Genomic DNA, 23,578 nt, shown 5'->3' with positions numbered 1-23,578 from the left:
TGTAGAGAGGGTTATATAAAAACACCGAGTTTGTTCACTCGGTGTTTTTATTGGTGCTAAATAGCGGGTGCTTGTTTAGCTTGTAAAACTTAAACTACATATCCGCTAAAACCTAGGGCTTTAAAATACAGCTTCGGAATGCCAAATTTGCACTCATTTAGCAATTCGCTAAAGCGCATTCTATCAAGCGGGTAAAACTCATTTTCTAAGTCGTGCCCTGTTTGTGTTTTACCTGTTTCGGTTAAACCCAATTGCGCGCACGTTGTGAGCTGGGCTTCGCGCTCAAATGAAGTTTCGGGGCGCATTAAATCTGCAATAAAAAGGTTTGCGTCTTTTTTAAGACTTCCTTTAATTGCTTTTAATAACTCTTTTTTATCGCCGTTATCTTCTAAAAAATGCATTACTAATAAACATAAAACGGCATCGGCTTTAACCGATAACTTATCAACTGGACCATTATATACATCTACGCGGCTTGTTATGCCTTGTTCATCAAATTGCTGCTGTGCGATAGCAAGCATATCGGCTGATGTATCTTGCGCAGTAAATTGCCATGTAGGGTTTAGTGCAGCCAGTGCAAGTACTTCTTTGCCTGTGCCTGCCCCTACTACCAAAATATGCGCATTGTCGCTTAGCGTTGCTTGTAGTTGCGCATTAGTGAGCTGATGTAATAATTCATAACCAGGCACTAAACGGGTTATGCGGCTATCGTATTGTGTTGCTTGCTCGCCTGTAAACGTTGGCATTGTATCTCCTTGTTTTCAGTAATGTTGCTTATAAAACTTCAACTGTGGAATATCCACCTGGCTTTTTGGCTACATGCACTTGAGTGGCTACACGCTCGCTCATATGTGTTACGTGCGATATAACGCCTACTTTTCTGCCTTGTGCTTGCAAAGAATCCAAAGCGTCCATTGCAATGCTTAGGGTTTCGCTGTCTAACGTACCAAACCCTTCGTCAATAAACAAAGAATTGATTTGTACTTTGTTAGACGAAAGCGATGCTAAACCAAGTGCAAGCGCTAGCGATACTAAAAATGACTCACCGCCCGAGAGCGTATTAACAGAGCGTTGCTCGTCGGCCATGTCGCGGTCGATAATTGCAATGTCGAGCGTTTGCGCTATGGCGGTTAATTCGTAGCGTTTGTTGAGTGTTTTTAAGTGGCTGTTGGCATAGTGCAGTAATATTTTTAACGTTTGTGTTTGCGCTAAGTTACGCATGGTTTTACCCGTTGCATCGCCCAATACTTTATTAAGCAAGTGCCACTGCTCTACCTGTGTTTTAAGCGTAGTTAACTCGGCTTGTTTGCCTTCAAGCGCCTTTGCGTTTTGGTTGTGTTGCTCAATAGCGGTATTAGTTGCTAGTAATGAATTTTGCAGCTGCGTTTGTTGCTCATTTAAGCTACTTAATTGCGTACTTAAAGCCTCTGCACTTTGTGTTGGCTTATCGCTACTGTTGTGTTTTTCAAGCGTAAGTTGCTGCTGTTTTAATGCGGCATTTGCATCTGTTAACGCTTGAGTTAACTGCTCGTGTTGATTTAAATGTGCTTTAATAGTATCGCTACTAAGCGTTAGTAAAATTTTGACCTGTTCGTGCGTTACATCGCTGTATTGCGCTTTAAAGTCAGTAAACCACTGGTTATAACGTGCCTCAAGTGTTGCTAGTTCTTGGCTGTTTTCAAGTAAGCGTTGCTCCACATTTTTAAGCGTTATAGCGTGCTCATCTCGTTGTTTTATAGCGTCGTCATAGGCTTTTTGACTCGCTTGAACCTGCGATTGCATTTGCTCTTGCGCACTTGTAAGTTTTGCTTGGTAGTCGTCTGCGCTTATTTGCTCGTTATTAAATAAAGCTAAGCGCTCACTTTGCACAGTGCTTAGTAAATTTTTAGCTTTAACAAGCTCTTCATTAAGTGCTTTTAACGATTGCTCGCTTTTACTAACAAGCGGTGTGAGCTGCTTTATTTGCTCATTAGCTGTGTCTTGACGTTTTTGGCTTTGCTCAAGTTGCGTTTGAGTTTGCTGATACTGTGTAACCTGCTTGTTCAGCTCGGTAAGTTCAAGCGTATTGGCTTGTAATTGCTGCCAAAAATCACTGTTTTCAAATTGATTATTGAGCGTTGTACCCAGCTCGTTAATTTGCGCACTTAGCTCGCTATGCTTACTCGTTAACTGGTTTTGCTGGTGTGTAAGCTCAAGGTGTTTATTACTCAACTGCTGCTGTACTTGCTGCTCTGCTTTAAGTGCTGCTAGTAGCTCATTTACTTTGGTTTGCAGTGTACGTTGGCGTTTTTGTTGCTCAAAGTATTGCGCTTTTTGCTGCGTTAATTGCTTATAAGTTACTTCAAGCTGATCAGGCGTTAAGTCGTTAAGCTCACTACGTGCGCCTTGCATGGTATTTTTAATGTCGAGCTGTTTGGCTTTTGCTGTTTGTATTATTTGCTCAAGTTGTCCGTGTTCAGCAGTTAATACAGCATGTTGAGTTTGATGCTTATGCAGCTCGCTTTGTGCATGGTCAAATTGCTTTTTAGCGGTATTAAAAGCATTTTCAAAATCGGTAATTAAGTTATTTAATTGCTGATTTTGGTTTACCGCATACGGGTGCTCCGTTGCGCCGCACACTAAACAAGGCTCATTAGGGCGAAGCTCAGTGCGTAAATGCTCTACGTTTTCGCTGGCTCTTAAGCGCGCTTGGTTAAGTGAGTACTCGCTGCCTTTAAGTGCTTGCTCACTGGTTATTAAATGCTGATTAAGTAAAGCATGGGCTTGCTGGCTTTCATTTAGCTGCTGATTAAGTACTTGTTGGCGTTGAGTGCTTTGTTTTAGTTCTGCGTTAAATTGCTTATAACGCTCTCGCTGCTCTTTTAAGTAATCAATACTTTTTAGCTGCGCGTCGCAGTGCTCTGCATTAAATTCATTAAGCTGAGTATTTAAAACCTGCAAAGCAGACTGCTCGCTCGTAAGTAACGCCTCGCACTGCTGCACTTTGTTATTTTGTGTATTTAAACGCTCGCTCTGACCTGCAAGCTCGGTATTAAGAGTTTGGCTTTGTGCAAGGTTTGCAGTTAATTGCTGCTGTGCATTTAAGTAAGTATTAAAGCTTTGCTGATAGTAGCTCCAGTCTTTTGCTAAAACGTTCAGCTGTGCATGCTCATTAAGCCATTGCTGGCTTTTAGTTGAGTCGGTATTAGCGAGTTCTAGCTCGTTATTGCTTTGTCTAAGCTGCTGATTGAGCTCATCAAGTTGAGTTTGCTCTTTGGTTATTTGCGACTCTGCGCCTTTTACAGCTTGAGTTTGCAAAGCAATGCTGCTGTCGAGCTCTCTCGCTCTTGCTATAACGGGCGCTGCATTTTGTTTTTGCTCATTGGCGTTATTAAGTAGCTCGGAATACTTAGCAAGCGCGGTGTTACGCTCGTTAATTACCGCTAAATGATCAACACTTTTAAGTGATGTTATTTGCTGATCTAACGCCGTATTTTGATCAGTTAACAAAGTAAAACGGCTGCGGTTATCTTTTATTTCAAGCGCTTGTTTAGCTTGTTTTGCTTGCTCGCTTTGTTCAACGATACTTTCAAGCGCTGAGCTTGCTTGTTGCTGGGTTTGCTGTGCTTGCAGTAAATTTTGCTCAAGCACTGTAGCTTGTTGATACCAGTTAAGTGCTTTTTCGGTTTTGGTCAGCTCTTTTTTAGTGTGTTCGGTTTGCGCTTTTAAATCGGTTAACTTGGTTTGTTGTAACTCGAGTTCTTCTGGTGTTAATAAGGTATAGCTTTCAAGGCCTGCTTTAAGCGCTTCAAGCTTTGCCACTTGCTCTTTATGGCGCTCAAAAATACGCACGCCAATACGGCTAAATTTATCGGTGCCTGTTAAGCACTCCAAAAGTTGCGCTCGCTCATCGCCAGTGGCTTTTAAAAATGCAGCAAACTCATGTTGCGCTAAAAGTACGGCACGGGAGAACTGCTCAAAGTTAAGCCCTATTTTGCTCTCAACTTCTTTTATTGTGTGGCTTTTGTCAGCTATAAGGGTTTCGTCTGGCAGGGTTAATAAAGTGTGCTCTGCTACTTTAAGTTTGCCTGTTACTTTTTTATGGGTGCGTGCAATTGTATAGCGCGCACGATAAAGCTGTTTATCTTGCCCTAAAAAGTCGACCTCGGCGTAGCCTTCCCACGTACCTCTGCGTAGTAAGTTTCGCGCATCATTTAGCTTAATGCTGTCGCCGTTAAATTCAATTAAGTTACCTTTATCGCCGCGTAGCCTCGCTGTTTTAGTATAAAGCGCTAAACAAATCGCATCTAAAAAGGTACTTTTACCAGCGCCGGTATCGCCTGTTATCGCAAATAAGCCTGCATCTTTTAATGGAGCTTGAGTAAAGTCTATTTCAGCGTCAACTATTGAGGCTAAATTATGAATACGAACTGCGGTTATTTTCATAGTTGTTCTTGCTCCGTTAGCTCGTTTATCACGTCACTTAAAAGTGCTTTTAGCTCATCGGGTACGCTTTGCCCTGCCATGTCTTTATCGTTTGCGAATGCTTGTTCTAATAGGTTTAGTGGGTTGAGCATTTCAACTTCGCTTAAATCTTCAAATACGGTGTTGTCGTCATTTTGCGCTGATTGCTCACGTACACGTTCAATACCACAAAATTTAATATGCTTGCCTTCAAGTGCTTGTTCTATTTGTTCTCTGAAGGTGGTGTCGGTATCGCTTGATTTAAGCTTTACACGTAAATAAGGCGCTATTGTATTTTGTGCAGTGTCGAGCGCTTTAATTTGCTCGCATAGTTCACTTAATGGTACACACTCCCCTTTTGGTAAAACAATTACATCGGCAGAGCGCGGAATGTAAAGGGGGTTTACAGTTGTACTAATATGTTGTTTTTCATCAGTAATAAACTCAACAACATTTACTTGGTGCGTGTAGTTACGTTCTGAAAACGACATAGGGATAGGTGTGCCGCTGTAGCGAATAATATCGCTTTTAGCGACTTGTTGCGCTTTGTGTAAATGACCAAGGGCAACATAGTTGGCTTGTTTACCAAATACATTGGCTGAAATAGACTCCTCACCACCTATTACTAAGTTACGCTCAGAATCACTTGAGATATCCCCGCCTTTTGCGTGTAAATGCCCCATAACTATTAATGGTGAGTTTTGCTCGTTTATATTAGTAGCTTGTTCTAGTGCAAGCTCGTAAGCTTTTGCAACGCCTTGAGCATAACTAGGGCCGCTTTCGGTTTGGCTTAGTAAACTTACATCGCTTGCACGTAAAAATGGCATAGCGACGATTACAGCGCGTTTACCATTGGTATTTATGGTAATAACAGTTTCATCGGGTGTTGCGACATCAAAGCGCCCTACTACGTGCGTATCAAATTGCGCTAGTAATGGCTGAGCTGCCAAAATACGATTTGCAGAGTCGTGGTTACCCGCAATAATTACTACGTGTAATTGTGGGGATGCCTTTTTGGCGTCTTTAATAAATTGGTAAAGCTGATTTTCGGCGCTAGCACTTGGAGTCGCGGTATGATAAATATCGCCAGCAACTAAAAGTAAGTCTATTTGTTGTTCAACAAGAGTGGCTAATAACCATGTAAAAAAGGCTTGATGCTCAACACGGCGGTCGTGTTCGTAGAATTGTTGGCCAAGGTGCCAATCTGAGGTGTGGAGGACTTTCATGTCGCGCTCTTAATTAAACCGTAAGAGCGCCAATATACCCAAGGCAGTTAAAGATGCAAGCCCAAGCCGTGTATTACCTTAGGTTAAACTGTACCAAGCTGAAAAAACAACCGGTAATGCTAAAAGTGCCATTAATAATGGAATTTTTAACGTTTTAGTTTGTTTTGCGTGTAGCGCCTTTAATGCATTAGTTTCGTTGCACGCTGCTACTTTATCGATATAAAAATAACCCGAATCGAGATACTGCTTACAGTTATTCTCACTTGCTGGAATCGCAATTAGTTCTTGTTGTTTTTTTAGGATGTAAAAATCCATAAGCCCACCGCATTTCTTGCTAGTAATCGATATTAATTTGAGGATAAATGTGACGAATTTATTTGCCTCAAATAAAAAGGTTGGCGATTTTAAATATAAACTGCACTAAAGATCAACCTAAAATTGCACTATTTATCATTTATCGTAAAAATAGCGAACATTAAGGAAGTTCGGCAATATTTGAGCCAATAATTCAGCTGTTTTCACTGTATTTTTGTTCAGTAGAGTGGGCTTTTAGCTCATTTTACTTGTTGGAAATTTGAGACACTTATACATAGGATTATTGGTTTACCTGATAATGTTAAAGCAATACTTTTTTAGCAACGTAGGTAAAATTAATGTGCTTTTACCAAGCTCTAAAACTTGTATTTAACAGCTCAAAACCATTATTAAAACCCACTTTTGTAAAGCCCCTTTACAGTTTTTATTTATTCGTATTTTGTTACAAAATAATTGTACTTTTCAATCTAATAAACTAAGTGAACATCACCCTAAAAATACGGTACTTGGTCGCTAATTTATTGAAGCTAACTGGTATATTTGTCAAAGTATGCTCACAAAATTATATTAGGACTAACAATGAAAAAAATAGGTCTTACGCTAAGTGCTTTTGTATTGCCTTTGGCAATATCTAGTGCAGCTATTGCGTCTTCAGTTGAGCAAACAAAAGGTTCTTTTGTTGATAAATTTCGTCAATTAGACGAAGCGCTTCCTACACCCAACGTTTATCGTAGTGCCGCTGGCGAACCAGGTGAAAGATACTGGCAGCAACGTGTAAACTACGATATTGATGTAAAGCTAGATGAAAAAAAGCACCGTATTACCGGTAGCCAAAGCATTGAATATAAAAATAACTCTCCGCATACACTTAAATATTTATGGTTACAGTTAGATCAAAATATTTTTAAAAGCGATTCAATTGCCGAAACAACTAAAACGTTTAAAAGCACTTTAGAAAGCCTACCAGCTCAAAAGCCTGCTAAATTAAGTTTAGGTGACTTACGCCGTCAGCAATTTATGAGCGACAACGAACTGGGTTATACTATCAGTGGCGTAAAAGATGACGATGGTAAAGAGCTACGCGTAACTGTAGTTGATACTTTAATGCGCATTGATTTAAACGAGCCATTAAAACCAGGTAAAGAAGTAGAATTTAGCATGAACTTTGCCTTCAACATTGTTGAAGAAGATGCTGTAGGTGCACGTTCTGGTTACGAGCACTTTGAAGAAGATGGCAACGACATATTCTTAATTGCTCAGTGGTTCCCTCGCTTAGCGGCTTATACCGATTACGAGGCATGGACAAACAAGCCATTTTTAGGCTCTGGTGAGTTTACGCTTGAGTTTGGTGATTACGATGTTGAGATTACTGTTCCTGCGGATCACATTGTATCGGCAACAGGTAAGCTTGATAACGCGAGCAAAGTACTTACAAGTACTCAGCGCAAACGTTTAAAGCAAGCTGAAACATCTAAGCGTCCTGTGTTTATTGTTAACGCAGAAGAAGCGCTAGAAAACGAAAAAGAAGGCACCGACAAAACTAAAACGTGGCACTTTAAAGCACAGAATGTTCGTGACTTTGCTTGGGCGTCGTCTCGTAAGTTTATGTGGGATGCAAAAGGTTATCAACAAGGTGGTGACGTTCAGCCTTTAGTTATGGCAATGTCGTTCTTCCCTAAAGAAGGTGGTGACTTATGGAAAAAGTACTCAACTGAAGCGGTAGTACACACAATGGAAGTGTACTCTAAGTATTCTTTTGATTACCCGTACCCAACTGCACAGTCGGTTAACGGCCCAGTTGGTGGTATGGAATACCCAATGATCACCTTTAACGGTCCGCGTACTAAGTTACAAGATGACGGTACTCGTACTTATTCTCAGGCTGAAAAGCGCTTTTTACTTGGCGTAGTTATTCATGAAGTGGGTCATATTTACTTTCCGATGATTGTGAACTCAGATGAGCGCCAATGGACGTGGATGGATGAAGGCTTAAACAGCTTTTTAGATGGTGTTGCTGGTCGTGAATGGGATCCTACTATTCCTTGGGGTGTTGAGCCTCGCGATATAGTGAGCTACATGAAGTCAGAAGTCCAAGTACCAATTATGACTCAGTCAGACAGCGTATTACGTTTAGGCCCTAATGCTTATACTAAACCTGCCGCAGCCCTTAATATTTTACGTGAAGTAATTTTAGGCCGTGACTTATTCGACTTTGCATTTAAAGAGTATGCTCAGCGCTGGAAATACAAGCGCCCTACTCCAGCTGATTTTTTCCGTACAATGGAAGAAGCCTCTGGTGTTGATTTAGATTGGTTTTGGCGTGGCTGGTTTTACACCACAGACCATGTTGATATCTCTTTAGATAAAGTGTATCAACTACGTTTAGACACTAAAAACCCTGATATTGATTACAGCCGTTTACGTGATATTGATGCAGACAAGCCTACGTCATTATTTGTTGAGCGTAACCGCGCCGAAGGTAAAAAAACATGGGTTGAGCAAAACCCTGATGTTACCGATTTTTATGACGAAAACGACCGCTTTACTGTAACCAATAAAGAACGTAACTCGTACAATAAGTTTTTAAAAGGCTTAGAGCCGTGGGAGCGTAAAACGCTTGAACGTGCTTTAGAAGAAGATAAAAACTACTACGTTATGGAATTTTCAAACCTTGGTGGTTTGGTAATGCCTATATTACTTGAGCTAACATATGAAGATGGCACTAAAGAAGAGCGTTATATCCCTGCTGAAATTTGGCGTCGTAATTATAAAAACGTTCAAAAGCTGATTGTTACCGATAAAAACAAACCGCTTGTATCAGTTACTGTTGACCCAGGCTGGGAAACAGCTGACGTAGATATTGAAAATAATAACTACCCTCGTCGCATTATTCCTTCACGTATTGAAGTGTTTAAAAAGGAAAAGAGTAAAGCTAAAGTAAGTCGCGATATCATGCAAGATATTAAAACTGAGCTTAAAACTGATGAGAAGAAAGACGAAAAAGATAACGGTGAGGAGCCGCAATAATGCGCTTTTTGCTTATTATTGTTTGCCTTTTAGTTGCTGCGCCGAGTATGGCGCATCAACTAAAATCGTCAGTTACAACCGTGCTTTTTAATAAACGAACGCATAATGTTGAGTTAATGCATCGCTTTTATTTACATGATACCGAACACGCCGTAGGAACATTGTTTAAAGGCAAAATTGATATTATTAGTAATAAAGCCGATCAGCAACGTTTTGCTAAGTATGTTGAATCGCATGTTGCTCTACAAACGTTAAGTGGCGAACCTTTACCACTTAGCTTTGTAGGGGCACAAGTTGATGGTAAGTTTTTTTGGGTTTACCAAGAAGCACCAATTCCTGAAAACATTGATGGAATTAAAATGAGCAATGGCGCGCTTCGTGATTTATGGCCATCTCAGGTAAATATGGTAAACGTTGAGGGCAAAGGTAAGATTAAAACTTTAAACTTTGCACAAGATGATACTTGGCTCGAAGCCCGCTTTGAGCAAAATTAACAGTTAAAACTTCCCCAACCAACGCGCACTGCAGTTAATGTGCGCGTTTTCTTCATACGTTTAAACTGCGTTCATTTTTGATCTGGTATATGTAAATTTACGTAAAAATTGGTAGTTCAATTTGTATATTTACCATTTTTTGCGCATGCTACAACTACCAATTATATTTACTGTATTATCAATAGATTGATAGCAGTGCAAATAAATAATTTGAATATAGTTAGTTTCATTTATCCCTTTAGCTATAACTGGCTTGGGCATAAGCAGTAGAGAATTTTATGTTTAAATTTTATTTAGTAATAACTAAATTCAGGGAATGATATGACTACTCAGGTTGAGGCTATTTTTGGAGTGATTTTTGATTTAGATGGAACATTAGTTTCATCCGAACTAGATTTTGCATTAATAAAGGCCCAAATAGGTTGCCCTTGCGAGCAAGACTTACTTGATTACATTGCTCAGTTGCCCTCACCGTATATGCGTGAAGAGGCAATGAATATAGTTCACCAACACGAATTAATAGATGCACAACATGCCAGTATATTACCTGGTGTGAGTGAAGCTATTCATGCTTTAAAGTCTAAAAATATTCCGATGGCGATTGTTACTCGCAATTTTGATAAAGCAGCGGCAATGAAATTACAAAATAATCCACTCCCTATCAGCACAGTTTTAACGCGAAGCGATGCCCCAGCAAAGCCAGATCCCAGCGCTTTAAATGCCATTGCTACACTTTGGAACATTAACGCCAGAAATTTACTTTATGTAGGCGATTACCTTTACGACATTCAAGCTGCGCACAATGCAAATATGCGCGCGTGTTTATACGCTCCAGAGTCAACGCCTGCTTATGCCGATCAGGCAGATTACGTTTTACATGACTTTGTTGAATTAGTGACATTAGTTGAGAGTTATTCTGAAAAAATAGAGTTATGTTAAATAGCATGCCATTTGATTTATTCTGAAATGAGTATGTAGTTATAAAAGTTTTTATTAATCAAGTTTTGCCCATTGCGGAGCTAGCCCAATACGTTTTGAATTGGTAAAATACCGCAAAACGTAACGTATTCATTAGGGGCACAAAATGGGCAGAGCATTTGTAGTTCGTCAAAGTTCTATGATCAAAACAGCCAATGCAAAAACAAAAGTAAACTCAAAGTACGGCAAAGAGATTTACGTTGCAGCAAAAAGTGGTGTTCCCGATCCCGAAGTAAACCAAACACTTCGCCGTCTAATCGAAAAAGCTAAAAAAGACCAAGTACCCGCACACGTTATCGAAAAAGCAATTGAAAAAGCAGCCGGTGGCGCAGGAGAAGATTACTCTGTTGCCCGTTATGAAGGCTATGGCCCTGGTAACTGCATGGTTATTGTTGACTGTTTAACTGACAATCCGAACCGTACTATCAAAGATGTACGTTTACCATTTACTAAAACAGACTCAAAAATTGGTACTCCTGGCTGTGTAGCGCATATGTTTGATCATTATGCGGTACTTGGCTTTGCAGGCGATGACGATGAAGTCGTATTAGAAGCATTAATGATGGCTGATGTTGATGTAAGCGATGTTGAAGCCGAGGATGGTAAAATATCAGTATTTGCACCGCCAACAGAATACTTTAAAGCTAAAACTGCCCTTGAAGACGCATTTGAAGGCATTAACTTTGAAGTAGACGAAATTACGTTTATTCCTCAAGTTAATATTGAAATTGAAGACGAAGAAGTTATTGCTAACTTTGATAAGTTTATAAATATGCTTGAAGATTGTGACGATGTACAAAATATTTATCACAATGCCATTGTAAAAAATTAAACGCAAACGGTTAAAAGCTTTAAAAAGCGTGTTTTGTGTATGCAAAACACGCTTTTTTACGTTTAAATAAATGTTAGATATTCATGTGTATTATGCTTATTTGAATATATATTTTTAAAATGCCTTAAAAGTGCTGTTATTCTAATTTTAGGCGATAAAAAACCAGCTTTAAAGCTGGTTTAGTACTTAATTTTAACTTTGATTAAGCAGTTAAAGCGTATTCGATTTTTGTGCTTTATATTTTATACGGTAGCTATGTAGTAGTGGTTCAGTGTACCCACTAGGTTGCGTTACGCCCTCTAAAACTAATGCCGTAGCGGCTTGATAGGCAATGCTGTTATTAAGGATTTCTTCGCTTGTTGCCATAGGTGTATACGCAGTGTCATGCTCGTTTTGTCCATCAACCACTTTGGCCATTTTAGCCATTGTTGATTTTATTTGCGCTTGTGAGCACACGCCATTTAGCAACCAATTAGCCATATGCTGGCTTGAAATACGCAGTGTGGCTCTGTCTTCCATTAAACCTATATGGTTAATGTCAGGTACTTTTGAGCAGCCTACGCCTTGATCAATCCAACGTACAACGTAACCTAAAATACCTTGTGCGTTATTTTCTAGCTCACTTTGAATATCTTCTTTTGAAAGCGTTTTAGGGTCTGCCATTAGCGGCGGTGTAAGCAGGTCATTAAGACTCGCAATAGTACGTTTAGCTATACTTTGCTGCTCATTAAATACGTTTATATCGTGATAATGCATTGCATGCAGGGTAGCGGCTGTAGGGGAGGGCACCCATGCAGTATTAGCGCCTGATTTAGGGTGAGCTTGTTTTTGCTCCATCATTAATGCCATTTTATCTGGCATTGGCCACATGCCTTTACCTATTTGTGCTTTATGACTTAAGCCACAAGCAAGGCCAATATCGACGTTGCGATCCTCATAAGCTTGTATCCATGGTTGCTGCTTAATCTGTGCTTTTGGAAGCACAACGCCCGCTTGCATAGAGGTATGAATTTCATCGCCTGTTCTATCTAAAAACCCGGTATTAATAAATACAACACGCTCTTTAGCTGCATAAATACACGCTTTAAGATTTACAGAAGTACGTCGTTCTTCATCCATAATCCCCATTTTAAGCGTGTTTTTAGGTAAGCTTAGCGCTTCCTCTACTAAGCTAAATAAAGTGTTAGTAAATGCCACCTCTTCTGGGCCATGCATTTTGGGTTTTACTATATTAATACTTTGCGCGCTTGAATTTTTGATACCTGTTTTTTTATTTAGGTCGTGCAGGGCAGCAGTGGCTGTAAACATCGCATCCATAATGCCTTCAAACACCGGTTGATTAAACACATCAGTAATAGCAGGGTTCGTCATTAAATGGCCAACGTTTCTTACAAACATCATGCTACGGCCTTTTAAAGTAACGGTGCCGCCATCAAGTGCGGTGTATGTTTTATCACTTTGCAGGGTACGCTCAACAGTTTTATCGCCTTTTTTAAACGATTCAACTAAGTTACCTTGCATCAACCCAAGCCAATTTTTATAAACTTGTACTTTATCTTCTGCATCTACCGCAGCTACTGAATCTTCACAATCCATAATGGTGGTAAGAGCGGCCTCTAGCACTACATCTTTTAAACCAGCCTTATCAGCTTGGCCAATAATGTGGTGGTGATCGATATGTAGCTCTATGTGTAAGTCATTGTTTTTTAATAACACTACAGTTGGGTTTTGTGCTTCTCCTTGATAGCCAATAAGCTGAGATGGGTTAGCTAATGTGGTTTGAGAGCTGTCACGCAAGGTAATTAAAAGTGCGCCATCTACTACTGAGTAATTCGTGCTTTCTATATGCGAGCCATTGGTCAGCGGCAATGCTTTATCTAAAAACTGGCGAGCGTAGGCCATTACCTTAAAACCACGAACAGGGTTGTAGGTATTGCCTTTTTCAGCCCCGTCATCTTCGCTTAACACATCAGTACCATATAAGGCGTCGTATAACGAGCCCCAGCGAGCGTTAGCGGCATTAAGTGCAAAGCGTGCATTACTTACAGGCACAACTAACTGAGGGCCTGCTGTAAGGGCCACTTCGGGCTCTACATTTTGGGTTTCAATTTCGAAGTTGGCAGGCTCTTTTACTAAGTAACCAATATCTTGCAAAAAGGCTTGGTATTTAGCGCTATCCCAGGTTTTATTAGCAAGATGGTAGTCGTCTATTTGCTGTTGAAGCAGCTCTCGCTTTTCAAGCAGTGCCTTATTAATAGGGGTAAGTGTTTGAACGATATGTGCAAAACTTTGCCAAAATTGTGACTCACTTAAGTGAGTGCCTGGTAGCAATTGATTTTTAACGAAATCAGCGAGTTGTGTATCTACGCTGAGTCCTGAATGTGTGAGAGTGTGGGACATAGTTGCCTTCCTTTAAACGGTCGCGATGTTGTTGTGTGCTTGTGCGTAAGGCAACAATAACTCAAAAAGGCAATGTTGAGTGCTTTTTAGCTATTCACAAAATGTATAGCCACAATAACAACTATAAATTTACTAAATCTAGAAAAGGAGCCTAATGTTGAATTAAGCGCTACGGAACACACTCCTAGCCACTCTCACAACATTAAAATAATTTACACACTCGTTCGAAGGATTTTATTATGACAACATATCAACGCGAAACAGACACACTCTCTACTCTTTGCCAAACACAAGGCAGCGCATGGAAAGCTATTAACCCTGAATACGCAAGCCGTATGCGTTTACAAAACCGTTTTCGTACAGGGATTGAAATTGCGCAATACACAGCAGACGTAATGCGTGAAGATATGGCTGCATATGACGCCGACACAAGCCAGTACACGCAATCTTTAGGCTGTTGGCATGGCTTTACTGCCCAACAAATGATGATGGCTATTAAGCGCCATCAAAAAACAACTAAACGCAGCTATGTATACTTAAGTGGCTGGATGGTTGCAGCGCTTCGCTCTGCATTTGGTCCGCTGCCAGATCAAAGCATGCATGAAAAAACATCGGTACCTGCGCTAATTGAAGAAATTTACACGTTTTTAAAGCAAGCTGATGCACGTGAACTAGATCACTTGTTTAACGACCTAGATGAAGCAAAAGCGAACGGCGGCGATGTTCAAGCTGTTATTGATAAAATAGACAACTTTGAAACCCATGTTGTGCCAATTATTGCTGATATTGACGCAGGTTTTGGTAACGAAGAAGCAACTTACTTACTGGCTAAAAAAATGATTGAAGCCGGTGCATGTGCCATTCAAATAGAAAACCAAGTATCTGACGCTAAACAATGTGGTCACCAAGCGGGTAAAGTGACCGTTCCACACGAAGATTTTTTAGCAAAAATTAACGCAGTACGTTACGCCTTTTTAGAGCTAGGTATTGATAACGGTATTATTGTGGCACGTACAGACTCATTGGGTGCCAGCCTTACGCAAAAGGTACCTGTTTCGCAAACACCAGGAGACTTAGCAAGCCAATACAATGCATTTTTAGAAACCACGCCCATTAACGGTGTTGATGACTTAAATGAAGGCGACACGGCAATGAAAATTAATGGCCAGTTATGTAAACCAACTCGCCTAGATAACGGTTTATACCAGTTCCGCGAAGGCACTGAAAAAGACCGCGTAGTATTAGACTGTATTACTAGCTTGCAGTCGGGCGCTGATTTACTGTGGATTGAAACAGAAAAACCACATGTTAAACAAATTGCAGAACTGGTGAATCGTGTAAAAGAACACGTGCCAAATGCAAAACTGGTATACAACAACTCGCCTTCGTTTAACTGGACGCTTAAGTTTCGTGAGCAAGTATATCAGGAGTGGGAAGAAGCAGGCCGTGACCTTAGTGCTTACCCAAGCCTTGGCGATAATAAAGGCCTTATGGCACCAGAGATGGATGCAACAGAGCTTGCACAAGCAGCCGATTTACTAGTGCAAAACTTCCAGCGCGATGGCGCACGTGAAGCAGGTATTTTCCATCACTTAATTACTCTGCCTACGTACCATACAGCTGCGCTAAGCACTGATATTTTATCAGAAGGTTACTTTGGCGATATGGGTATGCTGGCTTACGTGCGTGATGTACAACGCCAAGAAATTCGCCGTGAGCAAGCTTCTGTTAAACACCAAGACCTAGCAGGGTCTAACATGGGCGATACGCACAAAGAATACTTCTCTGGTGATAACGCGCTAAAAGCCGGTGGTGAAGATAACACCATGAACCAGTTTTAATTCCTAACTAGATAGTGTTACTCAAGGGCCAATAGGCCCTTTTTTATTGTTTTAAATAAAGTTAGAACATTTAAGCATAATTACAGATCAGACTTTAACTAGGGCGTGTTGATCTTTGTGGATTGAAATTCGTTCAAACTAGGGGCGATTAAATCGCGGCGCGAGGTTTGTAACCTAGTGGGCTAAGTAAAAACCGAGCAACAAAGAGTTTATCGTCCCTAGAAAGAACCCAAAGGGCAGCGAATGTTTGGTATTTATGCTACGTTATCGCCTATTCATGGGGAATAACCACACTACATAAGCTCCGCCTTGCCTAAAAACCAAACATACTGCTGCAAATTAACCCACCAAAGTTCAACACGCCCTTGCCAAATCATGTTGGATCACTATTTAACTACCTGAGTGAATTTACAGATCAGAGTTTAACTAACCTTTCATAAAACGGCATATTTGGGGTGATTTTGCTGTAAAAAGCGTTTACAACAACTTTAAAAGTCTGGTAAGTGACTGATTTTTGCTTTAATAGACAAACTTAGCGAATTTATAAACCGATTTTTTACTAACTTCTCCGTGCGATAAAACAAAATTTTACTAACTGAGAGGCTATAAACAGTGACTCAAACCGATTTTTTACCAACTCAAGTTACAAAAAATGCTATAAACCGAAATTTTACTAACTGAAGTTTTAGCTAAGTCCGATATTTAACTGTCACAGAAGTGTAAAGGGGGTTTACAGTTTGAATACTACGGCGATAAATACAAAAGCCACTTATTTAAAGTGGCTTTTATTTGAGCTATAAATTTATTACCCGGAGTTTATTTAGAGTGTTTATCAAACCACCATTGAATATAAGCAACTTTGGTCATTAAGTTTGATGGGCGAGCTGTAATACCATGCGATGTATCAGGAATTCGCACCATTGCAGTATCAACACCTTGTAACTTTAATGCCTGATAAAACTGTTCAGTTTCTGAAATTGGTGTACGGTAGTCAGATTCCCCAGTGAGCAACATAGTAGGAGTTTTAACGTTTCCAACATAGCTAATAGGCGAGCGTTTCATGTAATGCTCAATGTGATCCCATGGTTTCCCTGGAAACCAGTAATCAGCAAAAAACGGGTAAAAATCGGCAGTTAGTACAAAGCTGATCCAATTAATAACCGGTTTGGCAACTACAGCCGCAGCAAAACGATCGGTATGACCCACAATCCAAGCTGTTAGCACGCCGCCGCCAGAACCACCGGTCACAAACAATTTAGACTCGTCAATAAAGCCTTTCGCTATTAGCGCATCAACGCCTGTCATTAAGTCATCAAAATCGTTACTTGGGTAATTATGATGAATAGTTTGTGCAAACTCTTTACCATAGGAATCACTACCACGTGGGTTCATGTATAAAACGACATTACCTTTGGCTGCAAACAGTTGAATTTCAGCGCTAAAGTGCGGGCCATAATTAGCGACAGGACCGCCGTGTATTTCTAGTATTAGCGGGTATTTTTTGCTGCTATCAAATTCTGGCGGGTAGGCAATCCACCCCTGAATAGGAAGCTCATCGTGGCTTGATTTAACCCAAATTTCTTCCACTTTAGCCAAAGCTTTGTCGCCCAATGCATCTGCATTAAGGGTAGTTAAACGCTGCACTTTACCGCGTTTAATTGTTGCTATATCAGCAGGGCGCTGAGTATCTGCAAGGGTAAAGGCTACCTCGCCATCTTCGCTTACATCAAAGTCGCCACCAGAATAAGGGCGTCCAAAGGCAACGCTGCCAATTTGAGTTGTTATTATTTTACGCTTGCCACTGCGTGGTTGATATGCAAGGGCGGTTTGACCTTTATCGGCGTAACTAAAGTACACACCTTTTGAATTGGCACTCCATTTTATTTGACCTACGCTACGATCAAAATTTGGCGTTAAGCTAGTTGTGTTACCTGTTTTTAAATCACGAATATAAAGTTGAGCATTTTCGTAATTAGTGCGTTTATCGTCATAACCTGTGTACGCTAAGTAACGACCATCGGGCGATACTTTAGGTTGTTCATCAGGGCCATCTCGTTTAGTAATTTCGGTTATAGTTTGCGAGGCCAAATCAAGTTTATAAATTTCATTATTTGTGAATTTTAGCTGGTTGTTAGTGTGCCTGTTCGCAGAAAAATAAAGTGATTTACCATCGTTACTAAAGCTTACATCGCCCGCGTTGTCAAACTCATCATGAGTGAGTTGTTTAGCATTACCACCGTTAGCATCTATGGAAAATAATTGGCTAAAACCTTTTTGTGTGTAACCGCCACCATCTGAACGGTAATACACATCATCAATAAATTTGGCGGGCTCTGCCCAGGTTGCGCCTTTTGGTTTACCCGGTAAGCTCACTGGCGCTGAATTAGCGCTTGGGACAAACATGCTAAATATTAATTGGTTAGAATCAGGGTTCCATGTAATCGAACGTGGACTACTCGTTAAGTTACTAATTTTTGCCATAGCACCGGTTTTAAGCCATTTAATATATATTTGGCTGCTGCCATCGCGGGTTGATATAAACGCAAGGCGTTGACCATCAGGAGAGAGTACTGGCGAATAATCCATATGCACGCCAGAGGTTAGCGGCTGCATTTGTTTGGTTTTGTAATCAACAGACCAAATATTACCCACTTTGCGATCTGTTTTTATATCCATGCGGTTACGCACAAAATAAACAGTTTTACCGTCTTCGGTTATATCTATTTGATTAGCATATTCTAAATTAAACACGTCTTGCAGTTGTAGTGTATTTGTTTCAGCGTAGGCTAAATTACTACAGCCTAAAATGAGGCTAAGTGTTAAAAGCTTTTTCATTTTTATCCCTGTTGTTACTTTTTTTAATTTGCTAAGTAGTTATATGTTAGGGATTATTAAATTAACAGTAGGATGCGATAAAGCTCTTATTTAAATCTATGAGTTAAAGCTGTAAAGGGGGTTTACAGCTTCTATTTGTGGTTGTGTAAAAGTTTAGTTAGCTGAGTTACACAGGGCTTTTATGTCTTTTATAAGCGCTATGCCATCAGCGTTGTCGCCATGTACGCATAAGCTATGGGCGTTGAGCGTTAGTTTTTTTCCAGTTTGTGTTGTCACGCTGCCATCGGATAAAAGCTGAGTTACTTGTTTTAGTAATGCAGCTTTGTTGTGAACGCTACCCTCAAGTGTTCGTGACACTAAATGCCCGTCGTCGGTATACTGTCTGTCGGCGAATGCCTCAAGTATTAGATCAACTCCTGAGCTTTTGGCTATTTGAATGTGCTTATTGGCATTTTTAGTCGCTAAAATCATTAGCTTTAAATCTATTGGGTAGCTGGCAATTGCATTTATAACGGTTTGTAATATTTGATCATTTGCCATCATGTCGTTATACAGTGCGCCGTGGGGTTTTACATAGCTAAGTGTTAAACCTTGTACTTTTGCCATACCCTCAATAGCGGCTATTTGATAGTGCAGGCAATTTGTAAGCTCTTTTTCGCTAAGTACCATTGAGCGTCTACCAAAGCCCTGCTTGTCTGGGTAGCTTGGGTGAGCACCAATTTGTACGTTATGTTGCTTGGCAAGTACAAGAGTGTTTGCCATTACATCGGCGTCACCTGCATGAAACCCACACGCAATATTCGCCATATCAATATGTGGCATAACGTCATCGTCTAGCCCCATTTTCCACGCGCCAAAGCTTTCGCCTAAATCACAATTGAGTTTCATATTAGTGCGCCTTTTGCGGTTTTATTGTGACAGGTAATACGCCGTTAGCCGGTGCTTCTCCTAGTAACACTTTTGCAAGTGCGATAAAAGCAGGGCCAGATACAATATCGTTTTTATCTACATCAATATTATATGCATACGATGCAAGTACAGCATTTGCATAATCGCCAAATTTAGCAATGTCGTAAGGTGCTCTTAGGCTTATAAATACAGTGCTTTTGTTTTCTTCTTTTGCCACTTTTAATAATGACTCAAGTGCTTTTGGCTGCTCAGCATTATTAAGTGCAAAATTTGAATCATCTTTTAAATCATCCATACCGCCAATTTCGACCGCACTTTGATTAGGTGTTGCATTACCGGCGATAACTACATCAGCAGCGTGTATTTGTGTTTTAGCTTGTGCCGGATTAAACCCTTGTAAACTACTACAACTATAGTTAAGTTTTTGCTGGCTGATAGCTTCAATCGCTTGCTGCATTGCCATACATTTACGCGTGTCGGGCATAATAATATGAACATTACTTCCTGCTTTTAAATTAAGCGGCAAAGTACTGTTATTATTTTTAACCTGCGTTATTGCCTCTACAGCAAGCTGCGCTTCTATTTCTCGATGTGCTGCACTGCCAATTGTTTGCTTTGCATTTATGAGCGCGGTAATAGGGTCAAAATTAGTGCTTAATCTAAATTTATTTTTAAGCGTAATTATTCGCTGTGCAGATTGTGCTATTTCTTGCTCATCAAGTTGGTTTGATTTAACCGCTGCAATAAGCTCTTTAATAAGGTCATCGAGTTTGTTTAAGTCATCGGGTGTTCTAATTTCAACGGGCATTAGGGCAATGTCAGCCCCAGCTGAAAATGTATTTATTACCGCTTGAGTTGGTGTAAAAAAGTTACTAATACCAGCCATATCAAGCGCATCAGTTACTACAACTCCTTGGTAATTAAGCTCGCCACGTAAAATATCAGTAATGATTGCGCGCGACATTGTTGCTGGTTTTACCATAGTTTTGCCATTAACACTTATAAACGTTGTGCTATCAAGCGCTGGGTATTGAATATGCGCCGTCATTATCATACCTGGGTTTTGCTTGGCGATAATGTGTTTAAACGGTGCTAGGTCTTGCTCGTAAATAACTTCTTTTGCATGGTTTACTTTAGGCAAGCCTGTATGGCTATCTACGTTTGTATCGCCGTGACCCGGAAAGTGCTTTAACGAGGTAATCACGCCATTGCTTTCAAATCCTGCAACCTGTGCGGCGCCCAATTTACTCACTAATGCTGGGTTTTCACCAAACGAACGAACGTTAATAACAGGGTTATCGGGGTTCATGTTTACATCAACCGTGGGCGCGTAGTTTACATTTATACCCAGCGAATTTAGCTCTTTAGCTATTACTGTTGCTGTTGCTGTCGCAAAGCTTGTACCGTGTTTTTTGTAGGTTGCGCCAATCGACATATTACCAGTAAATGAGGTGGCAACATCGCGTGGTAAACGCGCTACACGTCCGCCTTCTTGATCTATTGATATAAATAGCGGCAGCTTACTACTGGATTTACTTGCAGCTGTTTGCAATTGGCTATTAAGCGTAATTGTTTGCTCTATCGATTGAGTGTTTTCAGAAAATAAAATTACCCCACCAATATCGTATTTTGCAATAGCGGTAGCGAGCTCATTAGGTAACTCGGTCATTGGAGTTCGGCATTTATTACTTACTCCTTGCTGGCAGAAGTAACGAAAGTCAAGTATTAGCTTTTGCCCAAGTTTTTGTTCAAGAGAAAGCACGGGTTTAGCAAGCGAGGATTGTAATGGCATTAAGCACCCAGATAAAAAAACGATAGACGATACAATACACTTATTTAGCAAAACACACTCCAAAGCTAAAAAGTAGATAAGTGTAAGCAGCTTAACTACTTTTTGAGGTAACTGCAAAAGAAGGATTTTTGGCAGAGGAACCAATAACATATTGTAAAAGTTAAAGAAAATTTATAATTTTGCTATTAGCGAAAAGTTATATTTAGTTATATTTTTTGTGACTTTGTTAATATTAGATAATAAATTTTCAAGAGCGTATAACTGCGGGCTTTATATACAATTATAGGTTCGGGTACTGAATACCTGTACTTAGGATGGCATACGTTTGCGAAAAAAATTATTAACGGCCTTAAATCTTCGATTTCTTATTTTGCTTTTAGCGATTACGGCTTCTATTAGTACTTTAGTAAGTAGCTTTTATTCTACCTACCAAGTACAAAAAGAGCAGTTAACAGCTTACACGCTAAAAAGTAACTATGCTTATGCCAATAAACTGGCATCAGCAACAGATAATTTTTTAGAATCCGCAATGCAACAACTGGCCTATTCAGCTAAAAAAATAGAGCAAAGAGTTGATGATGAAGATTTATTAAACCAAGAAGCGACCCGCTTACACTTACAAACGAATAGCTTTAACTCGGTTGTAATTAATAAGCATAGTGTTGTTGTCGCAACCTCTCCTAAATTTCCGCAACTTATTGGTGAATCAATCCACTCACCTGGCGCTGTACAAGCGCTACAAGAAAAAAGACCATTAATCAGCGCGCCTTATATGTCGGCTGCTGGGAACTTTATTGTTTTTATTTCTCATCCTTTGTTTGATCAAAGTGGAGATTACCTTGGTTATATTGGTGGCTCTCTTTATCTAAAGGAGCGTAATATTTTAAATAGCTTATTAGAGCAGCATTATTATGAGGGTGGAACATATATTTATGTGGTCGACGCCAGTAGGCGAATTCTCTATCACCCAGATCAGGCACTAATAGGGACAGTCGTCACAAATAATTCCATCACTAATAATATGATTACAGGCCAAAGCGGTACTTCTATTGTTAAAAATAGCCAAGAGATAGAAATGCTAGCAGGCTTTTCCTCCGTGCCTAAAGCAAAATGGGTAATTGTCGCTCAGCGCCCTGTAAGAGCAACGCTTTCGTCACTTGATTTACTCATAACTGAAGTAATAAAACGTACATTACCGATGGCTGTTATTACGTTTCTTTTAATAGGTTTTTTTGCTCACTTAATTTCTAGACCTTTAAAACAACTAGCAGACAAAGCAAATACACTTGACGATCCAACAAGTATTGAAGAGCTAAAAAGTGTTAAATCTTGGTACTTTGAAAGCCAAAGACTAAAAATTGCAATGCTCAATGGAGTTAATACTTTGCAAATGCAGATAGGTCAGCTTCGTCATGATGCGCAAACAGATCCCCTAACTGATACTCATAACCGTAGGAGTTTAAACGGTTTATTAAACCAGTTGATGTTTAAGCAAACTCCATTTGCTATTTTAGAGATAGACATCGATTTCTTTAAGCGAGTTAACGATACCTTTGGCCATGATAAAGGAGATGAAGCTCTTAAATCGCTTACTGATATTATCAAAAAATTATCTCGAAAAGACGATATCGTAGCACGTATAGGAGGTGAAGAATTTGTACTTGTCTTGCCTAATGAAAACAGCCAAAGTGCGCTCAAAATAGCAGAGCGACTACTTAAAACTGTTGAGGCTACAAATATGGAAACTATCGGCTTTATAACAATTTCTATTGGGATTGCAACTTGGCCTGAGCACAGTAACGACATAGACCAAGTTTACAAGTGTGCTGACAAAGCACTTTACCATGCAAAAGAACATGGCCGTAATCAGTGCATTGTTGCTGATTAAAAGTGTGTTTCGATAGGTGAATAGTTAATTGCAATTTCTACATTGGTCACTGATTTATAGCTGTTTAGAGCACTAGACAATCCTGCAATATCAACATCCTTTTCAACAAGTAATGTGTAATTGTGAGCTGTTGACTTGACTAATTCATAATTATTTTTTAACTCATCAGGCACAGAATCGGTATTTAGTGTAATGGTAAGAGTACCTGTTACTACACCTTTTTGTTTTAAGTTCTGATTATAAATAACGTCGCCTTTAAATAACTGCTCAGAGTTAAAGATAAGTTTATCACCAGATGAATTTATGCTTTTAGATGCATTTTTAACAACACCTTGACTACTTTCTTTTTTAGGGAAAATAATGTCACTTTTCTGGTTCTTAGATGGTTCTTTTATAATGATCTCTGCTGTTTTAGGTTGTACCTGAGAGTTGTTAACCTCTGTTTTTTCACTGTTATTACATGCAGATAGTAATAAAGCTGCGATTATTGGCACTGCACTTGTAAAAATTATTTTTTGCATTCGTTTACCTTTGTTTACTTTTCTTTAAATTTAAAGCTATTCAGCCTTATTCAAGTCTGTATATTAACAACTTAACT

15 protein-coding genes are annotated in these 23,578 nt (G+C 39.8%); 6 read left to right on the top strand and 9 right to left on the bottom strand.

Annotated elements, in window-relative coordinates:
• Positions 1–89: 89 nt before the first annotated feature.
• The 4 genes from H5160_RS04480 to H5160_RS04465 form a co-directional block, all read right to left on the bottom strand.
• On the bottom strand, positions 90–746 hold the full coding sequence (locus tag H5160_RS04480) for a class I SAM-dependent methyltransferase (RefSeq protein WP_182736891.1): 657 nt from the start codon (positions 744–746) through the stop codon (positions 90–92).
• Between the two features lie 28 nt (positions 747–774).
• A complete protein-coding gene (locus tag H5160_RS04475) occupies positions 775–4,425 on the bottom strand; it encodes an AAA family ATPase (RefSeq protein WP_182736889.1) in 3,651 nt (1,216 codons plus the stop codon).
• Positions 4,422–5,669, bottom strand: coding sequence for an exonuclease SbcCD subunit D C-terminal domain-containing protein (locus H5160_RS04470; protein ID WP_182736888.1), 1,248 nt, complete (start codon positions 5,667–5,669; stop codon positions 4,422–4,424). The genes H5160_RS04475 and H5160_RS04470 overlap by 4 nt, the downstream gene beginning before the upstream one ends.
• 78 nt (positions 5,670–5,747) lie before the next feature.
• Positions 5,748–5,984, bottom strand: a complete 237-nt coding sequence (locus H5160_RS04465; protein WP_002959190.1) for a hypothetical protein — start codon at positions 5,982–5,984, stop codon at positions 5,748–5,750.
• A gap of 579 nt (positions 5,985–6,563) precedes the next feature.
• Between H5160_RS04465 and H5160_RS04460 the strand changes: the two genes are divergently transcribed.
• The 4 genes from H5160_RS04460 (at position 6,564) to H5160_RS04445 (ending at position 11,315) form a co-directional block, all read left to right on the top strand.
• Positions 6,564–9,011, top strand: a complete 2,448-nt coding sequence (locus H5160_RS04460) for a M1 family metallopeptidase (protein ID WP_182736887.1) — start codon at positions 6,564–6,566, stop codon at positions 9,009–9,011.
• Complete coding sequence (locus H5160_RS04455; RefSeq protein ID WP_182736885.1) at positions 9,011–9,505, top strand: DUF6702 family protein; 495 nt, start codon at positions 9,011–9,013, stop codon at positions 9,503–9,505. Before H5160_RS04460 ends, H5160_RS04455 begins: the two co-directional genes overlap by 1 nt.
• A 321-nt stretch (positions 9,506–9,826) precedes the next feature.
• Complete coding sequence (locus H5160_RS04450; protein ID WP_182694230.1) at positions 9,827–10,444, top strand: HAD family hydrolase; 618 nt, start codon at positions 9,827–9,829, stop codon at positions 10,442–10,444.
• Positions 10,445–10,589: 145 nt separating this feature from the next.
• The gene (locus H5160_RS04445) at positions 10,590–11,315 is read left to right on the top strand and encodes a YebC/PmpR family DNA-binding transcriptional regulator (RefSeq protein WP_165723787.1); all 726 of its coding nucleotides are present in this window, start codon (positions 10,590–10,592) and stop codon (positions 11,313–11,315) included.
• A gap of 210 nt (positions 11,316–11,525) precedes the next feature.
• On the opposite strand, the gene H5160_RS04440 is transcribed toward H5160_RS04445, so the two are convergent.
• Positions 11,526–13,715 (bottom strand): malate synthase G, encoded by a 2,190-nt coding sequence (locus tag H5160_RS04440; RefSeq protein WP_182736883.1) that lies wholly within the window; start codon positions 13,713–13,715, stop codon positions 11,526–11,528.
• Positions 13,716–13,954: 239 nt separating this feature from the next.
• On the opposite strand from H5160_RS04440, the gene H5160_RS04435 reads away from it, so the two are divergent.
• Entirely contained in the window at positions 13,955–15,556 is a 1,602-nt protein-coding gene (locus H5160_RS04435; RefSeq protein ID WP_002959200.1) for an isocitrate lyase, read from the top strand.
• Positions 15,557–16,372: 816 nt separating this feature from the next.
• On the opposite strand, the gene H5160_RS04430 is transcribed toward H5160_RS04435, so the two are convergent.
• The 3 genes from H5160_RS04430 to H5160_RS04420 form a co-directional block, all read right to left on the bottom strand.
• Complete coding sequence (locus tag H5160_RS04430) at positions 16,373–18,391, bottom strand: S9 family peptidase (RefSeq protein WP_182736881.1); 2,019 nt, start codon at positions 18,389–18,391, stop codon at positions 16,373–16,375.
• Between the two features lie 153 nt (positions 18,392–18,544).
• Complete coding sequence (locus tag H5160_RS04425) at positions 18,545–19,279, bottom strand: 5-oxoprolinase subunit PxpA (protein ID WP_165723784.1); 735 nt, start codon at positions 19,277–19,279, stop codon at positions 18,545–18,547.
• 1 nt (position 19,280) lies between these two features.
• On the bottom strand, positions 19,281–21,092 hold the full coding sequence (locus H5160_RS04420) for a glycoside hydrolase family 3 protein (RefSeq protein ID WP_182736880.1): 1,812 nt from the start codon (positions 21,090–21,092) through the stop codon (positions 19,281–19,283).
• A 370-nt stretch (positions 21,093–21,462) separates the two neighbouring features.
• On the opposite strand from H5160_RS04420, the gene H5160_RS04415 reads away from it, so the two are divergent.
• On the top strand, positions 21,463–22,980 hold the full coding sequence (locus H5160_RS04415; RefSeq protein ID WP_182715983.1) for a sensor domain-containing diguanylate cyclase: 1,518 nt from the start codon (positions 21,463–21,465) through the stop codon (positions 22,978–22,980).
• Here the strand turns inward: H5160_RS04415 and H5160_RS04410 are convergent.
• Positions 22,977–23,501 carry a hypothetical protein gene (locus H5160_RS04410; protein WP_182715955.1) on the bottom strand — a complete coding sequence of 175 codons (525 nt, stop codon included), beginning with the start codon at positions 23,499–23,501 and terminating at the stop codon, positions 22,977–22,979. The two genes, H5160_RS04415 and H5160_RS04410, sit on opposite strands and share 4 nt — an antisense overlap.
• Positions 23,502–23,578 lie beyond the last annotated feature (77 nt).

This window comes from Pseudoalteromonas sp. SG43-4, assembly GCF_014164325.1.
In the GTDB taxonomy this organism is placed as follows: Bacteria; Pseudomonadota; Gammaproteobacteria; order Enterobacterales; family Alteromonadaceae; genus Pseudoalteromonas; species Pseudoalteromonas distincta.
Note: the sequence above shows the minus strand (reverse complement) of the source record. Positions and strands in the feature narration are given on the sequence as shown.